Origin of the sequence: Peptostreptococcus anaerobius VPI 4330 = DSM 2949 (assembly GCF_000381525.1) — a bacterium.
Classification (GTDB): domain Bacteria; phylum Bacillota; class Clostridia; order Peptostreptococcales; family Peptostreptococcaceae; genus Peptostreptococcus; species Peptostreptococcus anaerobius.
The window spans coordinates 28898-50749 of record NZ_KB906609.1; the positions used below are offsets into that span (position 1 = coordinate 28898).

The 21852-nt window shown below is 35.8% G+C and carries 19 protein-coding genes; all 19 read left to right on the forward strand.

Annotated features, from left to right (window positions below; all coding sequences use genetic code 11):
* The first annotated feature begins 199 nt into the window (after positions 1 to 199).
* A complete protein-coding gene (locus tag F823_RS0102625; protein ID WP_002844775.1) occupies positions 200 to 1573 on the forward strand; it encodes a sodium:solute symporter family transporter in 1374 nt (457 codons plus the stop codon).
* A gap of 99 nt (positions 1574 to 1672) precedes the next feature.
* The gene (locus F823_RS0102630) at positions 1673 to 2659 is read left to right on the forward strand and encodes a hypothetical protein (RefSeq protein WP_002844776.1); all 987 of its coding nucleotides are present in this window, start codon (positions 1673 to 1675) and stop codon (positions 2657 to 2659) included.
* Between the two features lie 204 nt (positions 2660 to 2863).
* Positions 2864 to 4081 (forward strand): carboxylate--amine ligase, encoded by a 1218-nt coding sequence (locus F823_RS0102635; protein WP_002844777.1) that lies wholly within the window; start codon positions 2864 to 2866, stop codon positions 4079 to 4081.
* A gap of 75 nt (positions 4082 to 4156) precedes the next feature.
* A complete protein-coding gene (gene cuyB / locus F823_RS0102640; protein WP_019595349.1) occupies positions 4157 to 4879 on the forward strand; it encodes a cysteate racemase in 723 nt (240 codons plus the stop codon).
* A gap of 14 nt (positions 4880 to 4893) precedes the next feature.
* Entirely contained in the window at positions 4894 to 6387 is a 1494-nt protein-coding gene (locus F823_RS0102645) for a UDP-N-acetylmuramoyl-L-alanyl-D-glutamate--2,6-diaminopimelate ligase (protein ID WP_019595350.1), read from the forward strand.
* A gap of 143 nt (positions 6388 to 6530) precedes the next feature.
* On the forward strand, positions 6531 to 7628 hold the full coding sequence (ychF, locus tag F823_RS0102650) for a redox-regulated ATPase YchF (protein ID WP_002844781.1): 1098 nt from the start codon (positions 6531 to 6533) through the stop codon (positions 7626 to 7628).
* 106 nt (positions 7629 to 7734) lie between these two features.
* Positions 7735 to 8190, forward strand: coding sequence for a leucine-rich repeat domain-containing protein (locus tag F823_RS0102655; protein WP_002843741.1), 456 nt, complete (start codon positions 7735 to 7737; stop codon positions 8188 to 8190).
* A gap of 50 nt (positions 8191 to 8240) precedes the next feature.
* Positions 8241 to 9500 (forward strand): EF-P 5-aminopentanol modification-associated protein YfmF, encoded by a 1260-nt coding sequence (yfmF, locus tag F823_RS0102660; RefSeq protein WP_002844783.1) that lies wholly within the window; start codon positions 8241 to 8243, stop codon positions 9498 to 9500.
* 10 nt (positions 9501 to 9510) lie between these two features.
* Complete coding sequence (yfmH, locus tag F823_RS0102665) at positions 9511 to 10803, forward strand: EF-P 5-aminopentanol modification-associated protein YfmH (protein WP_002844784.1); 1293 nt, start codon at positions 9511 to 9513, stop codon at positions 10801 to 10803.
* Positions 10804 to 10966: 163 nt separating this feature from the next.
* Entirely contained in the window at positions 10967 to 11704 is a 738-nt protein-coding gene (lgt, locus tag F823_RS0102670; protein WP_002844785.1) for a prolipoprotein diacylglyceryl transferase, read from the forward strand.
* Entirely contained in the window at positions 11694 to 12629 is a 936-nt protein-coding gene (gene rsmH, locus F823_RS0102675) for a 16S rRNA (cytosine(1402)-N(4))-methyltransferase RsmH (RefSeq protein WP_002843851.1), read from the forward strand. The genes lgt and rsmH overlap by 11 nt, the downstream gene beginning before the upstream one ends.
* A gap of 36 nt (positions 12630 to 12665) precedes the next feature.
* The gene (locus tag F823_RS0102680) at positions 12666 to 14069 is read left to right on the forward strand and encodes a UDP-N-acetylmuramoyl-tripeptide--D-alanyl-D-alanine ligase (RefSeq protein ID WP_019595351.1); all 1404 of its coding nucleotides are present in this window, start codon (positions 12666 to 12668) and stop codon (positions 14067 to 14069) included.
* A gap of 3 nt (positions 14070 to 14072) precedes the next feature.
* Positions 14073 to 15038: a phospho-N-acetylmuramoyl-pentapeptide-transferase gene (gene mraY, locus F823_RS0102685; RefSeq protein WP_002843721.1), complete on the forward strand. Its 966-nt coding sequence runs from the start codon at positions 14073 to 14075 to the stop codon at positions 15036 to 15038.
* A 231-nt stretch (positions 15039 to 15269) separates the two neighbouring features.
* The gene (locus tag F823_RS0102690) at positions 15270 to 15800 is read left to right on the forward strand and encodes a hypothetical protein (RefSeq protein WP_002844789.1); all 531 of its coding nucleotides are present in this window, start codon (positions 15270 to 15272) and stop codon (positions 15798 to 15800) included.
* A 79-nt stretch (positions 15801 to 15879) separates the two neighbouring features.
* Positions 15880 to 16506 carry a KilA-N domain-containing protein gene (locus F823_RS0102695; RefSeq protein ID WP_002844790.1) on the forward strand — a complete coding sequence of 209 codons (627 nt, stop codon included), beginning with the start codon at positions 15880 to 15882 and terminating at the stop codon, positions 16504 to 16506.
* 57 nt (positions 16507 to 16563) lie between these two features.
* Positions 16564 to 17205: a DUF6518 family protein gene (locus tag F823_RS0102700; RefSeq protein WP_002844792.1), complete on the forward strand. Its 642-nt coding sequence runs from the start codon at positions 16564 to 16566 to the stop codon at positions 17203 to 17205.
* 264 nt (positions 17206 to 17469) lie between these two features.
* Positions 17470 to 19068, forward strand: a complete 1599-nt coding sequence (gene abc-f / locus F823_RS0102705) for a ribosomal protection-like ABC-F family protein (protein ID WP_019595352.1) — start codon at positions 17470 to 17472, stop codon at positions 19066 to 19068.
* A 263-nt stretch (positions 19069 to 19331) separates the two neighbouring features.
* A complete protein-coding gene (gene murD, locus F823_RS0102710) occupies positions 19332 to 20705 on the forward strand; it encodes a UDP-N-acetylmuramoyl-L-alanine--D-glutamate ligase (protein WP_002844806.1) in 1374 nt (457 codons plus the stop codon).
* 43 nt (positions 20706 to 20748) lie between these two features.
* Positions 20749 to 21852 carry an undecaprenyldiphospho-muramoylpentapeptide beta-N-acetylglucosaminyltransferase gene (gene murG / locus F823_RS0102715; protein WP_002844808.1) on the forward strand — a complete coding sequence of 368 codons (1104 nt, stop codon included), beginning with the start codon at positions 20749 to 20751 and terminating at the stop codon, positions 21850 to 21852.

Genomic DNA, 21852 nt, shown 5'->3' on the forward strand with positions numbered 1-21852 from the left:
ACAATTTGAAAAAACACGGAATATTCGTCTCTTGGGTTTTAAACCCAAGGGGCGTTTTTTAAGAAAAACTTAAAAATTACAAAATATTATACAAGGTATATTAAAACAATTTAAAATCATGTTATTATATAGAGTAACTGTCAATTATAAGTAGTGTAGACAGTCATTATATTTTATTAACAGGAGGTAATTTATTTAGATGGAAATCGGGTTATTATTTTGGGGATTCTTGATAGTATATGGACTTATAATGATGGTACTGTCTCCAAAAGTAGAAAGTGTCGGCGGATTTTTTATGGGGCATGATAAGGATGGAAAATCAGCATCTCCATTTATGCTGACAGCAAGTATTTTTATAAGTTGGATATTTGCCAAATCAGTTACAAATGCTGCAAACTTAGGAGCTACTTATGGAATAGTGGGTGGAGTTGCCTATGCAGCCTACTGGTTGTGTATACCGCTAGCTGGTTTTGCTATTTATAGGTTGAGGACTAGATATGCTGCCAAGGGTCTTGTGAGTTTCTTGACTGAAAACTACGGCCATGGAGCAGCGGTTGCATTTTCAGCTGCTATACTTATTAGATTATTTAATGAAGTCTGGTCAAATACATCAGTTGTCGGTGGATATTACGGTAAGTCAGGTAGCAAGGAGTTTATAATTGCAGCAGTGGTATTTACCCTTATTACCTTGGTATATTCAATGAAGGGTGGTCTAAGAAGTTCTATAGTTACAGACACTATACAGGCAATAATTTTTGTAGTATTTGTAGTGTGGGTTGTAGCTATAATCATGCCACACCATACTGTAGGAGAAATGCTAACAACAGGTAGTTGGAAGATTGATGCAGGTGTAGATATGTTACTAGTATCAATTCTACAGATATTTTCTTATCCATTTCATGATCCAGTTCTTACTGATAGAGGTTTTGTATCTGAAGAAAAAACAATGTTAAAGGCCTTTATAGTTTCAGGGTTGCTAGGATTTATAGCTATTGTTGTATTTTCCTTTATAGGTATACATGCCAAAATCACAGGTATGGCTATATCAGACAATGTACCTGCAGACTTAGGAAGGACTCTTGGTACAGGGGCCTATTTCCTTATGATAGCTGTAATGGTATCGGCAGCAGGATCTACTCTAGATTCGACATTTTCAAGTTTGGCCAAGCTTACTGCCTATGATCTTCCTAGAATGACAGGAAGAGATCTTGGAGATAAGTCTAGAAAATTAGGTATGTTGGTTATGGTGATTATAGCTTTAGTAGGTAATCTGCCTATGATCTTAGGAACAGACATCCTAAAAGCTACTACTATAAGTGGTACAATGGTCATTGGTCTTGCTCCAGTATTCTTATTGCATGGCCTTGTTAGACCTACTAAAATAGGCTTCCACCTTAGTTTTTGGATAGGAATCATATTGGGATTTGCAATGACCTTTAATGCTATACCAGCTTGGTTTGATATAGGCACAGGAAAGTATGCAATGTTACTAGGAGTCAACCTATATGGCTTGATTGCTTGTACATTAGCTTATATTGTGGCTGGCCTAGTTTTTGGTGAAAAGACAAGTTAAAAACTATATAAAAAAGACATTATTAAGGCCCTGTATTTTGCTTTTATTAGCTATACAGGGTATAATAATATATATATAGATGATTAAAGGAGATAAGTTATGAATAGACCAGGTAGAACTTGCCCCATAGATTATAGGGTAGACCAAAGAATATATACTGATAAAACAAATGATATAAATGCAGATACCATATATGTTGTAGGAGGCCTGTACGGTAATCATGAGGCTCTCAAGGAAATTGAGAAAATGAGACTTGATGAAGATTATGAACCAATTATAATGTTTAATGGAGATATACATTGGTTTGACATAGAGTTAAAAGACTTCAAAAAAATAGAAGAAGGTATAAATAATATAAGTTTTGATTCTGATGTGAATAAGCCTAGTCATTATGAGATATTGGGTAATGTTGAGGCCGAGCTAATCAGGGAATCTGATATAAATGTTGGTTGTGGTTGTTCATATCCAGACTGTGTAGATGATGGCGCAGTAGATAGGTCAAACCTCATTCATTCCATGATGAAGTCTAATATCTACCAAGAAAAAGAAATGATAGACATCTTAAAGGAAAGGCAAAAGGCCATGGTAGTTTCTCTTGGAGGTAAAAGGATAGCTATCACACATGGGGATGAGGAGTCTTTGGCAGGTTGGAAGTGTTCTAGAGAAAATCTATCGGATAAATCTAGGCAAGAAGACCTTAAGGCTTGGTTTGAAGAACACGATATAGATATAATAGCTTGTACCCATACTTGTGCTCCAGCTGCGTATTCAGATGGTAAAAATGCAGTTATAAACAATGGTGCATCGGGGATGCCTAATTTTGAGGGTGAAAATTTTGGATTGCTTACGAGGATATCTAAGAGGGCTAGTGACAAGGCTATATATAGGGAATGTTTGGATGGTCTATATATAGAGGCACTTCCTATTAGGTATGATAGGGATAGGTTTTTGGAGTGGTTTGATTCTAGGTGGCCAAGTGGGTCTCCAGCAGATATATCATATAGGGACAGGATAGTAAATGGGACAGATGACCTTGTGGGAGATGCTATTATTAGCGGATTTAAAATATGTAAGGCAGATAGGTAAAAATATAGGTGTTAACTTTATAAAAAATGTAAAGAGGGGTTAGTATTGATACTATACCCCTTTTATTTGCCCCAAACCTTGCAAATATATCCATTATGAGATATTATATTTAATGGGTAGTAGTGTCGTTAGGGCAATCTACCTATAGGATATACAAGGACAAACTAGTAATTAATATACAATAAATATAAGAGGTGAATACAAATGGAAAATATTAAGATTCAGCCAATACTATGCGGTGGAGATTTAAATTGCTATTCTGTTGCAAGGGCCTACCATGAAGCTTACGGTGTTACGTCTATAGCTTTTGGAAGGTACTATCTCGGTGCTACAAAGGATAGTAGGTTTATAGATTTTAGGGTGACTCCTGACATCAATGACCCTGATAAGTTTGTAGGCATATTAATTGACGAAGCCAAGAAACATTCTGATGACGAAAAGTTGATACTGATGGGTTGCACTGACGAGTATGCTGAACTAATAATCGACCATAGAGATGAATTAAGTAAGTATTTTATTGTTCCTTACATTTGCTCAGACCTTAAAAACAGACTTGTTGAAAAGGAATCATTCTATAATGTATGTGAGGAATATGGTCTTGATTACCCAAAGACTTACATATACAACAAGGGAGATGCTACTAGGGACTTTGGTTTTAACTATCCAGTAATAGTAAAGGCATCTGATTCTATATCGTTCTTCCAGAACCCATTTGAGGGTATGAATAAGGCCTATGTTGCCAACAACCAGGAAGAGTTTGACAAGATCATCAAGGACTGTTATTCACATGGCTATGAAAAGTCAATGATAATCCAGGACCTAATACCTGGTGAAGATGACCATATGAGGGTATTGACTTGCTACTCAGACCAAAATGGCAAGGTAAAGATGATGTGTCTAGGCCACGTCCTACTAGAGGAGCATACTCCAAAGGGAATAGGTAACCATGCAGCCATCATAACGGAGTACGAAAAAGAGTTGATGGAAAAGTACAAGGAATTCTTGGAGAAGATAGGTTATGTAGGTTTCTCCAATTTTGATATCAAGTATGATGATAGGGATGGTAAGTTCAAGGTATTTGAAATCAACCTTAGACAGGGTAGGTCTAACAACTATGTCACTGCATCAGGCAACAATATAGCCAAGTATGTTGTAGAGGACAGGGTATACAATAAGGAAATGGATCTGAAGATACAGAAGGACCCATTTTTCTGGCATGTAATACCAGCGAGTGTTGTCTATGATTTTGTAAAGGACAAGACCTTGGTTAAGAGATGTAAGGTCCTAGTTAAGGAAGGTAAGAGCGGTTCTGCCTACCACTACAAATATGATCTATCTGGTAACTTCAAGAGGAGTCTATATATATTCTTATTTGGACTGAACCAGAGAAGGAAATTTAATAAATACTGTACAAAATACTAGGAGTTTGTTTATATATAGGTTCTATCTTAGAACTTGTATTTAAGACTTGAACTAGTTAAGATGATGGAGAATTATATGAAAGCAAATAAGACAATTGGTGTGCTAGGTGGACTTGGACCAATGGCGACAGTTTATTTTTACGATTTGATGGTAGAGATGACAGATGCCAAGTGTGACCAGGACCATGTAGACATGATAATAGTAAATAGGGCATCCACACCTGATAGGACAGCCTACATAGTTGGCCAATCAGATGATAGTCCCTTAGACTATATAATAGAGGATGCAAAGAGATTAGAGGCTTGTGGGGTTGATTTTATGGTATTGACTTGTAATACAGCCCACTACTTCTATGATAAGATCAAGGACTCAATCAATGTTCCAATTCTCAATATGTTGGAGGAGACAGTTGGTCATGCCATTAAGAAGGGTCACAAAAAGATCGGAATCATGGCAACTACTGGCAATATTAAAACAGGTCTATACCAGTCTATGTGTCAGTCAAAGGGAGTTGACTACTATATCCTTGATGATGATATGCAGAAAAAGGTCATGAAAATAATATATGATGATGTCAAGGCTGGTAAAAAGGCAGATATGGATGTGTTCAACGAAATAGTGGATGTATTAAAGGCTAATGGATGCGACTGTGCGATTTTGGGCTGTACTGAGCTATCTATTATCAAAAAGGATGAGAAGCTTCCTGATGACTTCTTTGTCGACTCAACAGAGATTTTGGTAATCAAGTCAATAGAAAAGGCAGGAGCATACTTAAAGGAAGAGTTTTCTAGTAAATAAAACGAGGTGTAATAATGAAACTAAAAGACCTATTGAAAGATATAGAGTATATAAGCAACATTAAGGAAAGTCAGTTAGAAGATATAGAAATCAGCGATATAGTATACGATTCTAGAAAGGCTGTAAAAGATAGCATATTTGTGGCTATCAAGGGCGAAACAGTAGATGGACATGACTACATAAAGGGAGCCTATGACAAGGGCTCTAGGGTCTTTATAATCAATCATGACCTTGAAATAGAAGATGATGCAATAAAGATAATAGTACCTGATAGCAGAAGGGTCCTATCAAGAATGTCAGCAATATTCTTCTCTGAGCCTACAAAAAAGCTTAAGGTTGTTGGTATAACTGGAACAAAGGGAAAGACAACTATTAGTAACTACATAAAGACTGTCCTTACTAAATCGGGTATGAACACAGGTGTTATAGGTACAAATGGAGTATTCTACAATGATGTTGCTGAAAAGACTCTTAACACTACTCCAGAATCATACGAACTACAAAAGACTATAAAGGAAATGCTGGATGCAGGAGTTGAATGTGTAGCCATGGAGGTATCTTCAAGTGGACTTATGATGGGTAGGGTAGACGATATAGATTTTGATATAGGTGTATATACCAACCTATCTCCTGACCATATAGGACCTAAGGAACACCCTACATTTGAACACTACAGGGAGTGTAAGTCAAGATTGTTTGGACTATGCAAGTATGGAATCATAAATGTGGACGACGAAAACGCCCAGTATATGGTAGACCATGCTAAGTGTCCTACTTGTGGTTTTTCTATAGACAAGGAATCTGATATCAAGGCTGGTAATATTGAGCTTACTAGGTCTAGTGCTAGCTTGGGTGTTGATTTTGACTACAAGCTAAAGGACCAGGATACTGTAAGGACTCATATCTGTTCTCCTGGAGAGTTCTCAATCTACAATGCCCTTGCTGTAATAGGCGTGTGTGACCATTTTGGTATAGACAAGGACAAGATGCTAGAGGCCCTATCAGATGCAAAGGTTGATGGCAGGGTAGAGGTTATACCTGTGCTTGACAATGCAACTGTAATACTTGATTATGCCCACAATGGTCTAAGTCTTGAAAATGTACTTGATACTCTTTTAAAGTATGACCACAATAGGATGATATGTGTATATGGATCAATAGGTGGTAGGGCAGCCATCAGAAGAAAAGAGTTAGGTGATGTTGCAGCTAGATTATGTGATGTTTCAATAATAACAACTGACAATCCAGATGACGAAGACCCAATGAAGATAATAGATGAGATAGCTGAGTCATATGTTGGGTCAGATTCTGAAGTGCATAAGGTTGTAGATAGGGCAGAGGCTATTTACAAGGCCCTAGAGATGGCTGAGGATGGAGATATGGTGCTTGTGACTGGTAAGGGTCATGAAAAATACCAGTACATCCATGGTCAAAGGGTATTCTATGACGAAAAGGCTGAGGTTATCAAGGCTGGTAAAAAGGTTATGGAAAACAGATCAAACAGATAATATCATATTTATATATGAATTGTATAGAATATAGAATAAAATAGAATATAGAATGAAATAGTATATATAATAAGTTAAATTGAGATATGGATTATATAAATAAAAGTATTAATTATATAAATTGAAATTGGAGGAAGTAATATATGAAATTAGGTATAGTGGGTTTACCCAATGTTGGTAAGAGTACCCTTTTTAATGCAATAACACAGGCGGGTGCTGAATCAGCAAACTACCCATTCTGTACAATAGACCCAAATGTAGGTGTGGTATCAGTGCCAGACCAGAGACTAAATGTCCTAAAGGACCTATACAACTCTAAGAAGATAGTGCAGACTGCTATAGAGTTTGTAGACATAGCAGGTCTAGTAAAGGGTGCGTCAAAGGGTGAAGGTCTTGGTAACAAGTTCCTATCAAACATAAGAGAAGTAGATGCCATAGTTCACGTTGTAAGATGTTTTGAAGACTCAAATGTAGTTCACGTTGATGGATCAATCAACTCTCTTAGGGATATTGAAACAATAAACCTTGAACTTATATTCTCAGATATGGAAATACTAGATAGAAGGATTACAAAGACAACAAAGGCCCTAAAGGCAGACAAGACTCTACAGGGTGAATTAGACATACTAAAGAACTTGAAGGAAACCCTTGAAGAAGGTAAGTCAATAAGAACTATGGACCTTAGTGAAGACGAGTGGAAGTTTGTAAATGGACTAGACCTATTATCTTCAAAGCCTGTAATATACGTAGCTAACGTATCTGAAGATGACTTAGCAAATGATGGTGCTGACAACCAGATGGTGGCAGCTGTTAGAGAATTTGCAGCAACTGAAAATTCAGAGGTTGTTGTAATCTGTGCCCAGATTGAGGCTGAAATATCTGAACTTGAAACTGATGAAGAAAAATTAGAGTTCTTAGAGACTCTAGGACTTGAACAGTCAGGTCTAGACAAGTTGATCAAGTCATCATACCACCTACTAGGACTTATATCATTCCTAACAGCAGGTGTTCAGGAAGTAAGGGCTTGGACTATAAGAAATGGAGCTAAGGCACCAGAAGCTGGAGGAAAGATCCACTCAGATATAGAAAGAGGATTTATCAAGGCTGAAACAATAGCTTATGAGGATCTTATTGAGCATGGAACTATGGCAGCAGCCAAGGAAAAGGGACTAGTAAGACTTGAAGGTAAGGAATATATAGTTAAAGACGGAGACGTTATACTATTCAAGTTTAATGTATAAGGGCAATTAGGATAGACTGTTAAAAGTAAATAGAAAACTGGCTTATTGTCTTAGGTTTACTAGTAGAATCAGCCAGTGGTTTTGTGATTTTAGGAGGTATATTATTATGTTTGTGGAATTTAAGTGTGACAATTTGAAAAATGCAATAATAGAAAACTATAGAGACAAAATTGACAAGTCTTTTGATGGTAGTGAAGTCACTCAGGAGATGATGGATAAGTTTGATTTATTAGACCTAGATAATAAGGGTATAACAAACTTAGGTGGAATAGAAAAAGCTACAAACCTTAGGTTGCTTTATATGGGCAATAATGAAGTTGAGGATATCAGTCCTCTTAAAGAGTGTTCTAAACTTGAAATATTGGATTTTCATAAGAATAAAGTCGAGGATATATGGCCACTAGAAGGCCTTAGGAGGCTTGAATCACTTAATATTTCCTATAATAATATAAAAGACGTTATGGCCCTAAATGATATAGCCAATATAGACTCAATAAATATCAAGGGTACAGACATAGAGAACAAGCTACCCCTACGTCATATAAGGTTTGTAAAAAAATAAATTGAAAATTTAGACTGCCAAATAAGTGATAAAGTAAAGAAGGTGACGAAATGTCAAATATTAGAAAAATAAAGTTGGATGATGGCCTGACACTGGGACTCATTAAAAATGAAAAATTTAAATCTAATTTGGTATCCGTTTATTTTGAAAGAAATATAGACAGGTCAGAAGTGACAGCCCTATCCCTGTTATCGAATATGATGGTGGTTGGAACTAAGAAGTACCAGAATATGAAGCAGGTATCCATGAGATTGGATGACCTGTACGGAATGTCTATGACAAATGGTGTGTCAAAGCATGGAGAAAAGTTGCTAATTTCTTTTAAGTTTTTGACTATATCCGATGCTTATTTAGACCAGCCTATATTTGAGGACGTCATAGACTTTGTAAATGAAATTGTGCTCAATCCCTTGGTTGTAGATTCTAAGTTGAATCCAAAGGCTATAGATATAGAAAAGGAAAACTTAAGAGAAGAGATAGAATCAAAGATAAACGATAAAAAAGCCTACGCATCATCTAAGTGTATCAGCCTCATGTGCGAGGGCGAGCCGTATGCAATCAACTCTAGCGGTTATGTAGAAGACATTGACTCCATAAGTCCAGAACAAATGTATGATATATATAAGAGACTGGTTGAGACATCTCCTATTTTTGTTGTTGTCGAAGGGGACTTTGATGAGGAATATGTAGAGAGAATTTGCAGGGAAAAGTTTAGGTTTAAGAGGGGCAATATAGAGGAAATCAGGCGTTCTAACTACCTGAACAAGCCAAAGGAAACTAGGTATTTCCAGGAAGACTTTGGCAACAAGCAGGGCAAGTTGGTCATAGGTCACAGAACTAATGTAGACCACCAAGAATTTGATAAATACTATAGTCTTTTAGTAGCAAATTCTATTTTTGGAGGAGGTCCCCACTCTAAGCTATTTAACAATGTAAGAGAAAAAGAATCTATATGCTATTATGCAAATTCTGGTCTTGAAAAGTGTAAGGGACTTATGATGGTCAACTCAGGTATAGACCCTGACCAGTACGATCGTGCTCTTAAACTTATAAGAAAAGAATTAGAAGATGTCAAGTTGGGTAACTTTACTGACCTTGAAATAGAAAATGCAAAAAGAAGCATAATAAACTCTATGAAGGCTGGATATGATTCTATATCTGGAGAGACAGATTTTATATACAACCAGCACATATCGAGAAATGACCTGACATTGGACCAGGTTATAGCTTATGTTTCCAAGGTTACCAGACAAGATATAATAGACGTATCACAAGAAGTAATTGAAGATACAGTGTATTTCTTGAGATAGGAGGTCTAGGATGAAGAGAGTATACAACGAAATTATTAATGAAGAGCTATATTCAGAGACTATGGACAATGGTCTTGAGGTATATTATTTGAGAAAAAAGGGCTTTGTAAATAAGTATGCGATACTAGGTGTTGATTTTGGGTCTGTAGACCTGGAATTTCTTCCGATTGGAGAAAATGAGAGGATAAGGGTGAGTGATGGTATAGCCCATTTCTTAGAACATAAGATGTTTGAACAACCAGATGAGACCAATGCATTTGATAAGTTCTCTGCATTTGGTGCGAGTGCCAATGCCTTTACTGGTTTCAATATGACTGCTTATCTATTCTCTGCAACAGATAACTTCTATGAGTCTTTGGAGCATTTGATAGACTATGTACAGACACCTTATTATACAGACAAGAATGTCAATAAGGAGAAGGGTATAATAGCCCAAGAAATAAAGATGTACAATGATGATCCAGAGTGGAATGTCTACATGAACTGCCTAAAGGCCATGTACTCAGACCACCATGTCAATATAGATATAGCTGGTAGTGTCGAGTCGATTCAGGAAATTAATCCAGAAGAGCTATATAAGTGCTATAGGACTTTTTACAACCCTTCAAATATGAAGCTATTTATAGTGGGTGATTTGGATCCAGATCAAATAATAAAATCTGTCAAAGCATCTAATAAGAATGACTTGATGGTTGAAAAAAATATTAAGAGATTTATGCCAAAAGAGCCCGACAAGATAAATAAAAAAGAAATTGAGGAAGAGTTCAAGGTTTCCATGCCTATGTTCTATATAGGATACAAGGATATAGTGGACAAGACTAAGCCGGAAGATGTACTTAGAAAAGAGATAGTGAGTGATATCTTGTACGACATCATATTTTCCGAAAGTGGAGACTTATATAACCAACTATATGAGCAGGGCCTTGTCATGGGCAACCTAAATGGTGGCTACCTTGCACAGAAGGACTACTCTTATGCCTTGGTTTCAGGTTCATCAAAGGATCCTAGAAGGTTAAAGTCAGTAGTTGATGACTATATATTGGATTTGAGACAAAAGGGCATAGACAAGAGTGAATTTGAAATCAACAAGAAGAAAAAAATAGGTGGTTTCTTAAAGTCCTTTGACTCAATTAGCTATGTAGCTCACAACCTATTATCATATTCCTTTAGGGGGATAAACTTCTTAGACTATTTGGAAGTACTTAAGAGTATAGAACTTGAAGAGATAGATGCTAGGTTGAGAGAATATTTTAAAGAGGATATGAGTGTCATATCTATAGTTAGTCCTAAAAAGGATAACTAGTAAAATTTATAAATTTGTTATATAATAGGTTATTGGCTAGTTCTATAGCCAATAATCTATTGTTTGACTGGCAATAAGGGATATATTTATAAGCTTTATAGTCAAAAGCCTGTTTGTATAAGCCATATGTATTAAAGAAGTGTTAAGAAATTTTGGAGGTAAGATGGATAGAGTAGCATTTAGCCTATGGGGCATAGACGTTATGTGGTATGGAATATTGATTGCGATAGGTATGATGCTAGCTGTATTTATAGCCACAAAAGAAGCTAAAAGAGTAGGTTATAACGAAGACTATATAATGGATCTTTGCCTATTTATGATACCTATTGGAATAATTGGTGCAAGGGCCTATTATGTTATATTTTCATGGCAGGACTATGCTGGCAACTTGTCTGAGATATTCAATATCAGGGGCGGTGGTCTAGCTATTCACGGTGGAATTATAGCAGGTCTACTTACTGCTTTTATATATTCAAAAATAAAAAAACTGGATTTCTTCAAGCTGATGGATATAGTTGTACTAGGACTACCCCTTGCCCAGGCAATAGGTAGGTGGGGCAACTTTATCAATAAGGAGGCCCACGGTGGACCAACAGACCTACCATGGGGTATAATTGTAGATGGACAAAAAGTACACCCTACTTTTCTATATGAATCTATATGGAACCTTGTCCTATTTGCAGTCTTAATGAAGCTTAGAAAGAACAAGAAATACCAGGGACAACTGATGGCAGTATATATGACTGTGTATTCTTTTGGAAGGTTCTTTATAGAGGGGCTTAGGACAGATTCACTTATGTTTGGTCCTATAAGAATGGCTCAGTTTGTAAGTCTATTAGGCATTGCTTTTGGACTTTGCCTGCATTTTATATTAAAAAAGAGGTGTAAAGATGGAATTTAAGCACGTGTCAGTATTATTGGATGAGTGTATTGACAATTTAAATATTAATCCAGACGGTACCTATGTGGATTGCACTATGGGTGGAGCAGGCCATAGCAAGGAAATTGCCAAGCGTTTGGGTGAAAATGGACGTCTGATATGTTTTGACCAGGATATAAACGCCATCAATGTAGCCAAAGAAAGACTAGCAGAGTTTAAAGACAGGGTAATCCTAGTCCATAGCAATTTCGAGAATATTAAAGAAGAACTCCTTGAAAGAAACATCGACAGTATCGATGGTGTTCTTGCAGATCTAGGTGTGTCTTCCCACCAATTGGATGAAGCGTTCAGGGGCTTTTCCTATATGAATGATGCATCCTTGGATATGAGAATGGATGATAGAAATTCTATGTCTGCCTGGGATGTTGTAAATACTTATTCACAGGAAGACCTACATAGGATTATCAAAGACTACGGGGAAGAAAATTGGGCCAGTAGAATTGCCCAGTTTATTGTAGAAGAGAGAAAAGAAAAAGATATAAATACTACTTTTGAGTTGGTGGACATCATCAAAAAGGCCATACCTAAAAAGGCTAGAATAGATGGTCCACATCCAGCCAAAAGGACTTTCCAGGCCATTAGAATCGAGGTAAATAATGAGCTTGGTGTCATCAAAAAGATGATAGATGATTCAGTATCCATGATGAATCCTGGGGGAAGGATATGTATTATTACCTTCCATTCTTTGGAGGACAGGATAGTGAAAAATGAGTATAAGTACTTGAGTTTAGACTGTATCTGTCCACCAGAACTACCATTTTGTTCATGTGACAAGGTCAGCGAGGTTAAGATAATTACTAGAAAGCCTATTCTACCAAGTAAACAAGAGATAGAGGTCAACCCACGCTCTAGGAGTGCCAAGCTAAGGGTTGCAGAGAAAAAATAGTGATTAGGAAGTAATATATTTAGATGGAGGCAAGAAATGATTAGCTTAAAAATCAAAGAAGTGCTAGAAGCTACAAGGGGTCAAAAGTCAAATGGAAGATTAGTCATAGGAGACCTTGAGGCTAGTCTTAGTTCTATTGTTATAGACAGTAGACAGGCTGGACCGGATACTATGTTTATAGCCATTATAGGTGAGAATACTGATGGACACAAGTATATCAAGTCTGCCTATGATCTTGGTTGCAGGACTTTTATGGTTAGTCAAGAATTGGATATTTTAGACCAGCTAGATGGATCTAGTATAGTTTGTGTAGACAATACTGAACTAGCTATGGGACAACTTGCAAAATACTATAAGAATAAGTTTGACATACCAGTTGTCGGTATAACAGGTAGTGTAGGTAAGACTACAACTAGGGACATGGTATATGCTGTTGTGTCAAACAAGTTTAGGACTTTAAAAAATGAGAAGAACTTAAACAATCAGTTTGGAGTTCCACTTACAATTTTCAACCTAGATAGTTCATATGAGTGTGCGGTTATTGAAATGGGTATGTCAGGTTTTGGTGAAATAGACTACCTAGCTGATATAGTGAGACCAGACATAGCTGTTATATCTAATATAGGTACATCACACATAGAACATCTAGGATCTCAAGAGGGCATATTCAAGGCCAAGATGGAGATAAGTGACTATTTCTCTGAGGATAGTTGCCTGATTGTAAATGGAGACGATGAATACCTATCCAAGCTAAGGGCTGAAAAAGACGCTATTAGCTACTCACTTTGTAGCTTTGGTAAGGATTGGAAAAATACAATAGTCCTTAAGTCTATTGAAAATCTTGACAACAAGACTAACTTTGTAGTCAAGATTGAAGATAAGGAAGAGGAGTTCTCTATACCTACCGTTGGAGAACACAATGTATACAATGCCATGTCAGCTATCTTGGTTGGCCTAAGACTAGGTATGAACATTGATGAGATCAGACAGGGTCTTATGAATTTTGTTGCCACTGGTGACAGACAAAATATTATAGATACTGGTAAGTACCTTGTCATAAATGATGTATACAATGCAAGCCCAGATTCTATGATAGCTTCTCTAAAGGTACTTGCCTTAAATAAGGACAGGAGAAAGGTTGCTATCTTGGGAGACTGTCTTGAGATGGGAGACTATGAAGAAGAAGGCCACAGAAGGGTCGGCCTACAGTCAGTCAGAAGGTCTGACGTTATAATAACTCAGGGAAAGGCTGCTAGGTTTATAGGTATTGAGGCTCAGGAACATGGATTTGACCTAAGCAATATATACCATTTTGATACAAAAGAAGAGTTGATAGAAGATTTGAAAAACATACTTGAAGATCAGGATGCTATACTTGTCAAAGCATCTAGAGGGATGGCTTTTGAAGATATAGTCAACTATTTGAAGGAGGCAAAATAGTAAATGATTGGATTTAGAAGTATAGCAATTACTGTATTGATGTCATATATCCTAGTTATGGTTATGGGACCTTTCTTGATACCAGTATTGCACAAGATGAAATTTGGACAGACTGTAAGAGACGATGGTCCCCAGTCCCACCTAAAGAAGAATGGAACACCAACAATGGGTGGAGTCATGTTTATGGTTGCTATTACAGCGGTTACATTGTTGAGAGCGGGCATTAATGCCAATGTTTTGATGGCGCTCTTGTGTATGCTAGGATTTGGTCTAATAGGTCTGATGGATGACCTTGTGAAGATCAAGATGACTAGGTCTCTAGGACTGACAGCCAAGCAGAAAATTCTATTACAGGTGATTCTTGCCTTTGCTGTTTCATACTACCAGTATAAGGTCGTAGGAGATGGTAGTCAGTTTATTGTTCCATTTGTCCAGGCTGAGATAAATATAGGTATTGCCTATATTCCATTTATGATGATAGTAGTCCTAGGTACTGTAAATGCAGTTAACCTAACAGACGGACTAGATGGACTAGCATCTGGTATAACAGCAATAGTTGCATTGTTCTTTACAATATTTGCCTTTATAGTTGTGCAGAATGTAGAGATAAGCCAATTTGCAGCTGCAACTCTTGGAGCCTGTATAGGTTTTATGTGGTTCAATGTCAACCCAGCCAAGGTATTTATGGGAGATACTGGTTCTATGGCACTTGGTGGTGCAGTTACAGCCTTTGCCCTATTTACCAATTCAGCCCTACTGATACCGATAGTTGGAGGCATATACTTTGCTGAGGCCCTATCAGTTATAATACAGGTACTTTATTTCAAGAAGACAAGAAAGAGAGTATTTAAGATGGCGCCCCTTCACCACCACTACGAACAGTGTGGGTGGCCAGAGACTAAGGTAGTATTTATCTTCTGGTTGGTGGCAGCCCTACTTGCTATAATCGGAGTAGTAGCCATGTTTTAATGGATCTATAAGATATAGTGTAGAAGGTTTAGTAAAAATCATAGATTATGTTAATAATAAAATACCTATAAATATTCGGATTAGAGGATTTTCCCCTAGTCCGTTTTTTTGCATTTTAATAAATATTATTGACTAGTTATAGTTAGAATGTTATCATGAAGACAATAAAAGGAAATAATATGAATATTTAACATAATGATTTGAAAAATTTTTGAAGTTAGGAGAAGTTAGTTGAAAAAGTTTGAAAAGTTCGGGGATTGGGAAATAAGCATAGATATTGATGCTACACAAGATTATTACAAAAAATTTTGCTCAGAAGGTAATGAATGTGATGATAATATAAATATAAGTGATATATTAACTTTAGAGCAAAAATATTTCTTTGAGAAGTTTGGTATCGACTTATCTAAAGTTATGATAAAACATTGCTCAATTCCAGAAAATGAGGAAGAAAGTCTATTTTCTGAGATTTATATGATTCGTGCAATAATTTGTGGAGACTTATGTGGTATTCCAAAGTATCATGAAGAATTTTATTTTGGTGCTTATGATAATGATGATGAACCCTTATTTCCAATATGTGATGAGTTGAATATTAATGTTTCAGATGAGGGAGATTTGTTTGAAGAGATATGTGGAATGCTAATTTCTTTTTCACACCCTTTACCATTTTTTGCGTTAAAGGATGAGGAAAAGGTTGATGAAAAATACAAACAGTGGTTTTGTGGAGAATGTTTCATAAAAGCTATTATAAAAAAATAAATAGTTGGTGTGCTGTTTAGAGCAGTTATTATGAAAATAAATATTCTAAACAGTACATCAGCATAAAGGAGGAACTTATATGTCTAAGGTAAAAAAAGAGACGATTGAAGCAAAAGGATTTGCTATTCAGATTTATACTGAAGACTTTAAAAATGACTATATAAGTCTTACGGATATTGCTAGATATAAAAGCGATGAACCAAGTGATGTAATTAAAAATTGGATGAGAAGAAAAGATACAATTGAATTTCTTGGTTTATGGGAAAGCTTAAACAACATGAATTTCAATTCGGTCGAATTCGACCGAATTAAATCGGAAGCTGGATATAATTCCTTTACACTGTCACCTAAGAAATGGGTAGAAAAAACAGACGCAATCAAAGAATATCTCTTAAAAGATCTTACCAACGAACAGTTATCTTATAAATATGCAAGTGAAGCAGATATGCTTAATGTTGCTTTATTTAACAAAAGAGCGAAACAGTGGCGTGAAGAAAATCCAGATCTAAAAGGTAATATGAGAGATTATGCAAGTCTGAATGAGTTACTTGTACTTGCCAATATGGAAAGTTATAATGCGATTCTTATTGGAAAAGGTATGGAGCAAAAAGAAAGAATGATGGAACTTAGAAAACTTGCTAGAACACAATTAATATCACTGCAAAAACTTGGTGATAGTGGCATTAAAAGATTAGAAGGAAAGTAATAATAACTGTTAGTTTGTAATTGAATAAATAAATTTGAATTTGTGGAGGAATAGTGAATGAAAGCATTCCTTGAAAAAATAAGAATGCCCCAAAAGGGTGATATGTCAAAACAAATATTGGCAACTGCGGGATTTGTATTATTTGGCTTTGCACTTGGTGTGTTTCAGAAGTGGATTGACGGTACAGCTAGTAACTACTTACCAATGATTTTTCAACAACTTGATATTAGTAATTACTTTGGTAGATTGGCAATATGGATTTTGTTAGGTACGATAATTTCTGTTTATTCGAAATCACCTTTAAGAGCTTCAATTAATACATTTTCGTTCTATATAAGTATGTTGTCAGGCTATTATTTGTTTAGTAATTTTGTTTTGGGATTCCTGCCAAGAACTTATATGATGATATGGACAGTAATGTCATTTGGATCATTTTTTATGGCATACATATGTTGGTATGCAAAAGGAAAAGGACCTATTGCAATTTTCATTTCGAGCATCATTATTGGGATATTATTATCTCAGGCTTTTAGCCTTAGCCCATCACAAGGTTTTTATATGTATAGCCTTATGGAAGTGATCACATGGATACTAGGTATAATTATCTTATATAGGAAGCCAAAAGAATTTGCTCTTGTTTTAGGATTATCAATTGTAATTGCTTTTATGTTTCAATCAGTTATGCCATATTTTGGGTAAAAATAAATCATTGACTCCCAGTTTGTAGTATTAGTAATTCACCTGAATAGATAGAGTATTTATGGAACAAAATCATATTAAAACACAAAAATTATGAATGATTTTATTCACTAAATAATGAATAATATTTTAAAATTATGAAAGTGTTTGATAAAATAAGGATATAAGTTTCAAAGAATTTGGAGGTATATACAGATGAAAATTAATAAATTTTATTTTGAATAATACGAGAGGTTAAGTCCTCTCAAAAAATAAGGAGGATTTATGATATATATAGATAATCTAAAAAAAGAAATTAACACAAGAACGTTATTTGAAATAAAAAATTTAACCATTGGAGAAGACAATAAAATTGGTTTAATCGGTGATAATGGAGCTGGTAAAACAAGTTTCTTTAAAATTCTAATAGGCCAAGATGGAGACTACAGTGAGAAAATTGATGTACAAATTAAAATAGCCCATCTTTTAAATGACTATGAAGAAGAAAAATTTTCACATGATAACTATGTTAAAGCTAAACTTAATAAAGAGGAAAAATTTAGTCCTGGTGAATACCAAAGACTGAAGCTAGCGAAACTCTTATCGAATGAACATAGTTTTTTATTGATTGATGAACCAACATCTCATTTGGATATTAAACAGAAGAAAAAGTTAGCAGAAAGTCTAAGAAATAGAGATAAAGGTTATATTCTTATTTCTCACGACCGTGATTTTATAAACCAAACATGTGATAAGATTTTTGAATTATCACATGGAGAACTAGAAGTATTTAATGGTGACTATTCTTTCTACCTGGATGAAAGAGTTAAGAGGAAGAAATTCGCTCAGAAAGAATACGAAGGCTATGTTAATGAAAAGAAAAGATTGACAGGAATAGCAAATGACATAAAAGTTCAATCGTCAAAAGTGAGAACAACTCCCAAAAGAATGGGGAATTCAGAAGCTAGACTCCATAAAATGGGTGGACAAGGCAATAAGAAAAAACTAGATAAGCAAGTTAGATCTGTTAAATCAAGAATAGATCAGCTTGAAGTTAAAGAAAAGCCAAAAGAAGAAGCTGAAATTAAATTAACTATTGATGAAAAGGATAAAATATTTTCCAAAGTACTAGTAAGATCTGAAAAATTAAGTAAAAGCTTTGATGATAAAGTTCTTTTCGATAATGCTAATCTTGAAATCTCAAATAACAAAAAGATAGCTTTATTAGGAGATAACGGTTCAGGAAAAACAACTCTTTTAAATATGATTGTAGACAAAGAAGTATGGTGTCATCCTAATCTTAAAATTGGCTATTATAGTCAGTTGGGTGAAATTATTGATGAAAAGAAAACAGTATTAGAAAATGTTTTTGAAAGCTCAATCTATGATCAAACGATGACTAGAATTATTTTAGCTAGGTTAGGATTCAAAGAAGATGAGGTATTTAAGAAAGTAGATGTTCTAAGCGATGGGGAAAGAGCAAAGGTAAAACTAGCAAATCTTGTCACATCTGATTTTAATTTTTTAATTATGGATGAACCAACGAACTTCCTGGATATTAGAGCAATTGAAGCGTTAGAAGATTTGTTGATAGGATATGATAGACCGCTACTGTTTGTGACCCACGATGTCTCGTTTATAAATAACATAGCGGATGGACTTATTATCATTAAGAACAAAAAGATAGAGAGTTTTTCGGGCAATCTAGCTCAGTATCAAAATTGTAGAGAAAAGTTGAAAGAAAATAAAAATTCTAATGATTTTCTTATAGAATTTAGATTAACTGCCATTAATAATCGTTTGGCAAGTGAGATTCCAAAAGAAGAAAGAGAAGAATTAGAAGCAGAGTACGAGAGACTTTTGAAACAGAGAGATAATAATTAAAGCTTATGGACCAGCAAGCCTCTAGACTTCTATCGTAATCAGATGCTACAGACATTGATTTTGCTTAGGATTTTTCACCCGGATCAGGAAGCATACTTTGATTAGGTAGATATACTAATGGGCATGCTTGTTACAGATTAGTTAGTAGATAATTTTAGTGCTTACATTAATGTTAATTTCCCTTATTTATATTTTTTTGTGATATAATATACTTTGAATGATTGTTTTTATACCAAAAATGTATATAGATAGAGGTGTTTTATATGTACGAAAATAAAAAAATACTTGTGGTTGGTATGGCCAGGTCTGGTCTAGCTGCAGCAAGGTACCTTCTAAGGCAGGGTGCTGTCCTAGTTGTCAATGACTCAAAGTCTGAAGAGGACTTAAAGGGTATATGTCAAGAATTAGAGTCTATGGGTGATGTTAGATTTATACTTGGACGAAATCCTAATACTGATGAAGTACAAGATATTGATATGGCAGTGGTATCTCCGGGAGTACCCCTAGACCTTGATTATATCATGGCCATTAAAAATAATAGAAAAAAGGTTATAAGTGAGATAGAGCTTGCCTACCAAGCAGGACTTAAAAAGAATATTAGGTTTGTAGGCATAACCGGAACAAATGGTAAGACTACTACAACTTCGTTAGTAGGTGAGATATTTAAGGCCCAGGGTGTTGAGACTTATGTAGTAGGTAATATAGGCAATCCAGCTATAGAGGCAGTTGAAATGGCTGGAGATGGTGCTGTCCTTGTAACAGAACTATCTTCCTTCCAGCTTGAGAGCATAGATATGTTTTCTCCTACAGCATCTACAGTTCTTAATCTTACAGAGGACCATTTGAATAGACACCACACAATGGAAAACTATGCTATGGCCAAGGCGAGAATATTTGAGAACCAGATTGACGATACTGTCTGTATACTGAACTATGACGATCTTACTACAAGGTCAATGGCAGAAGGATGTCATGCTGATGTTGTATTTTTCTCAAGAAAAGACAAGTTTGAAAGAGGAATCTACCTAGATGACGATAATAATATAATTGTCAACAATGAAATAGAAGAAATTGCCCTTTTAAAGGCAGACGAACTAAGCCTACCAGGTGGCCACAACCTAGAAAACTGTATGGCTGCCATTGGTTTGACCCTAGCCCTAGGAGTAGAAATAGAAGTGCTAGTCAAAGTCCTAAAGACCTTCAAGGCTGTAGAGCATAGGTTGGAGTATGTGGACACTGTTAAGGGTGTAAAATATGTCAATGATTCAAAGGGAACTAATCCAGACTCAACTATCAAGGCAGTCCAATCTTACAAGGATCCAATAATCCTAATAGCTGGTGGTTATGACAAGGGTAGTGACTTTAACGAACTCTTTGAGATAGCAAAAGACTATGTAAGGTCAGTTGTTATACTAGGTCAGACTGGAGATTTGATAGAAGAGACAGCAAGAAAGCATGGTTTTACCGACCTTTATAGGGTTAATGACCTAAAAGAAGCAGTTGAAAAATCAGCCCAAATTGCCAATGAAAAAGATATAGTACTCCTATCTCCTGCTTGTGCTAGCTGGGGTATGTACAACAACTATGAAGAAAGAGGTAGGGAGTTCAAAAACCTAGTAGCTGACCTAGAAAAGTAATTTTGTTTAAAGGGTCTATAGGATAAGATGAAAAGAGGAGTTTATGAGAGTGATATTATCAGGTGGTGGAACTGGTGGTCATGTATATCCAGCCATAGCCATTGCAAATAAAATAAAAGAGAATAATCCGGACGCAGAGATTCTCTTTGTGGGTACTAAAGAAGGCATAGAGTCTGAAATAGTACCAAAGTACGGATATGATATTGAATATATAAGAGTAAAAGGATTTAAGAGAAAGATAGATTTTGAAAACGTAAAAAGAGTCCTAATGTTTATAAAATCCCTGTCTGACTCAAAAAGAATAATTAAAAAGTTTAAGCCTGACATGGTAATCGGCACAGGAGGCTATGTAAGTGGCTCTGTTGTACTTAGGGCAAGCAAGATGGGAATCAAGACTTGTATCCATGAGCAGAATTCTTTTCCAGGCATGACAAATAAGATGTTGTCTAAAAATGTGGATTTTGTCATGACTAGTTTCGAGGATTCTCATAAGAGGTTTGCTGAGGGAGTCAGGGGCAAGCTTAGGCTTACAGGCAACCCAGTCAGAGATGATATATTGACTACCAAAAAAGAAGATGCCAGAAAAAAACTTGGAATAGATACAGACAAGAGGATGGTCCTAGTGTCTGGGGGTAGTGGGGGTTCAGAGGAAATCAATGACGCCCTAAAGTTAGCCCTACCAAAGATGGTAGAGGATAAAATAGCCTTTATGGTAGCCACAGGTAGGACCTACTATGACAAATTTATGGCTGACTATGGACACCTAAGCCTAGATCAAGACCAGAAGATAGTACCATACCTAGATGATATGGCCAATAACCTGGTTGCAGCTGACCTTACTATAGGTAGTGCAGGCGCCATATCCCTTGCTGAGATAACAGCAGTGGGTATACCAGCTATAATAGTACCAAAGGCTTATACAGCAGAGAACCACCAAGAGTACAATGCCAAGAGTTTGGAGGCTGCTGGAGCGGGAATATGCATAACTGAAAAAGAACTAAATCCAGAGTCACTTGACAGGGCTATATTCTCCTTAATAAATGATGGTGATAGGTTGGCAGCCATGTCAAAGGCTTCGAAGGAATTTGGAAAGCCTGATGCACTAAAAATAATATATAAGCATATAGAAAATGCCTTAAATAAGTAA

Excerpts from the sequence above, each read along its gene's own strand:
- F823_RS0102625 (WP_002844775.1), top strand. The coding sequence starts at position 200 with ATGGAAATCGGGTTATTATTTTGGGGATTCTTGATAGTATATGGACTT.
- F823_RS0102630 (WP_002844776.1), top strand. The coding sequence starts at position 1,673 with ATGAATAGACCAGGTAGAACTTGCCCCATAGATTATAGGGTAGACCAA.
- F823_RS0102635 (WP_002844777.1), top strand. The coding sequence starts at position 2,864 with ATGGAAAATATTAAGATTCAGCCAATACTATGCGGTGGAGATTTAAAT.
- cuyB (WP_019595349.1), top strand. The coding sequence starts at position 4,157 with ATGAAAGCAAATAAGACAATTGGTGTGCTAGGTGGACTTGGACCAATG.
- F823_RS0102645 (WP_019595350.1), top strand. The coding sequence starts at position 4,894 with ATGAAACTAAAAGACCTATTGAAAGATATAGAGTATATAAGCAACATT.
- ychF (WP_002844781.1), top strand. The coding sequence starts at position 6,531 with ATGAAATTAGGTATAGTGGGTTTACCCAATGTTGGTAAGAGTACCCTT.
- F823_RS0102655 (WP_002843741.1), top strand. The coding sequence starts at position 7,735 with ATGTTTGTGGAATTTAAGTGTGACAATTTGAAAAATGCAATAATAGAA.
- yfmF (WP_002844783.1), top strand. The coding sequence starts at position 8,241 with ATGTCAAATATTAGAAAAATAAAGTTGGATGATGGCCTGACACTGGGA.
- yfmH (WP_002844784.1), top strand. The coding sequence starts at position 9,511 with ATGAAGAGAGTATACAACGAAATTATTAATGAAGAGCTATATTCAGAG.
- lgt (WP_002844785.1), top strand. The coding sequence starts at position 10,967 with ATGGATAGAGTAGCATTTAGCCTATGGGGCATAGACGTTATGTGGTAT.
- rsmH (WP_002843851.1), top strand. The coding sequence starts at position 11,694 with ATGGAATTTAAGCACGTGTCAGTATTATTGGATGAGTGTATTGACAAT.
- F823_RS0102680 (WP_019595351.1), top strand. The coding sequence starts at position 12,666 with ATGATTAGCTTAAAAATCAAAGAAGTGCTAGAAGCTACAAGGGGTCAA.
- mraY (WP_002843721.1), top strand. The coding sequence starts at position 14,073 with ATGATTGGATTTAGAAGTATAGCAATTACTGTATTGATGTCATATATC.
- F823_RS0102695 (WP_002844790.1), top strand. The coding sequence starts at position 15,880 with ATGTCTAAGGTAAAAAAAGAGACGATTGAAGCAAAAGGATTTGCTATT.
- F823_RS0102700 (WP_002844792.1), top strand. The coding sequence starts at position 16,564 with ATGAAAGCATTCCTTGAAAAAATAAGAATGCCCCAAAAGGGTGATATG.
- abc-f (WP_019595352.1), top strand. The coding sequence starts at position 17,470 with ATGATATATATAGATAATCTAAAAAAAGAAATTAACACAAGAACGTTA.
- murD (WP_002844806.1), top strand. The coding sequence starts at position 19,332 with ATGTACGAAAATAAAAAAATACTTGTGGTTGGTATGGCCAGGTCTGGT.
- murG (WP_002844808.1), top strand. The coding sequence starts at position 20,749 with ATGAGAGTGATATTATCAGGTGGTGGAACTGGTGGTCATGTATATCCA.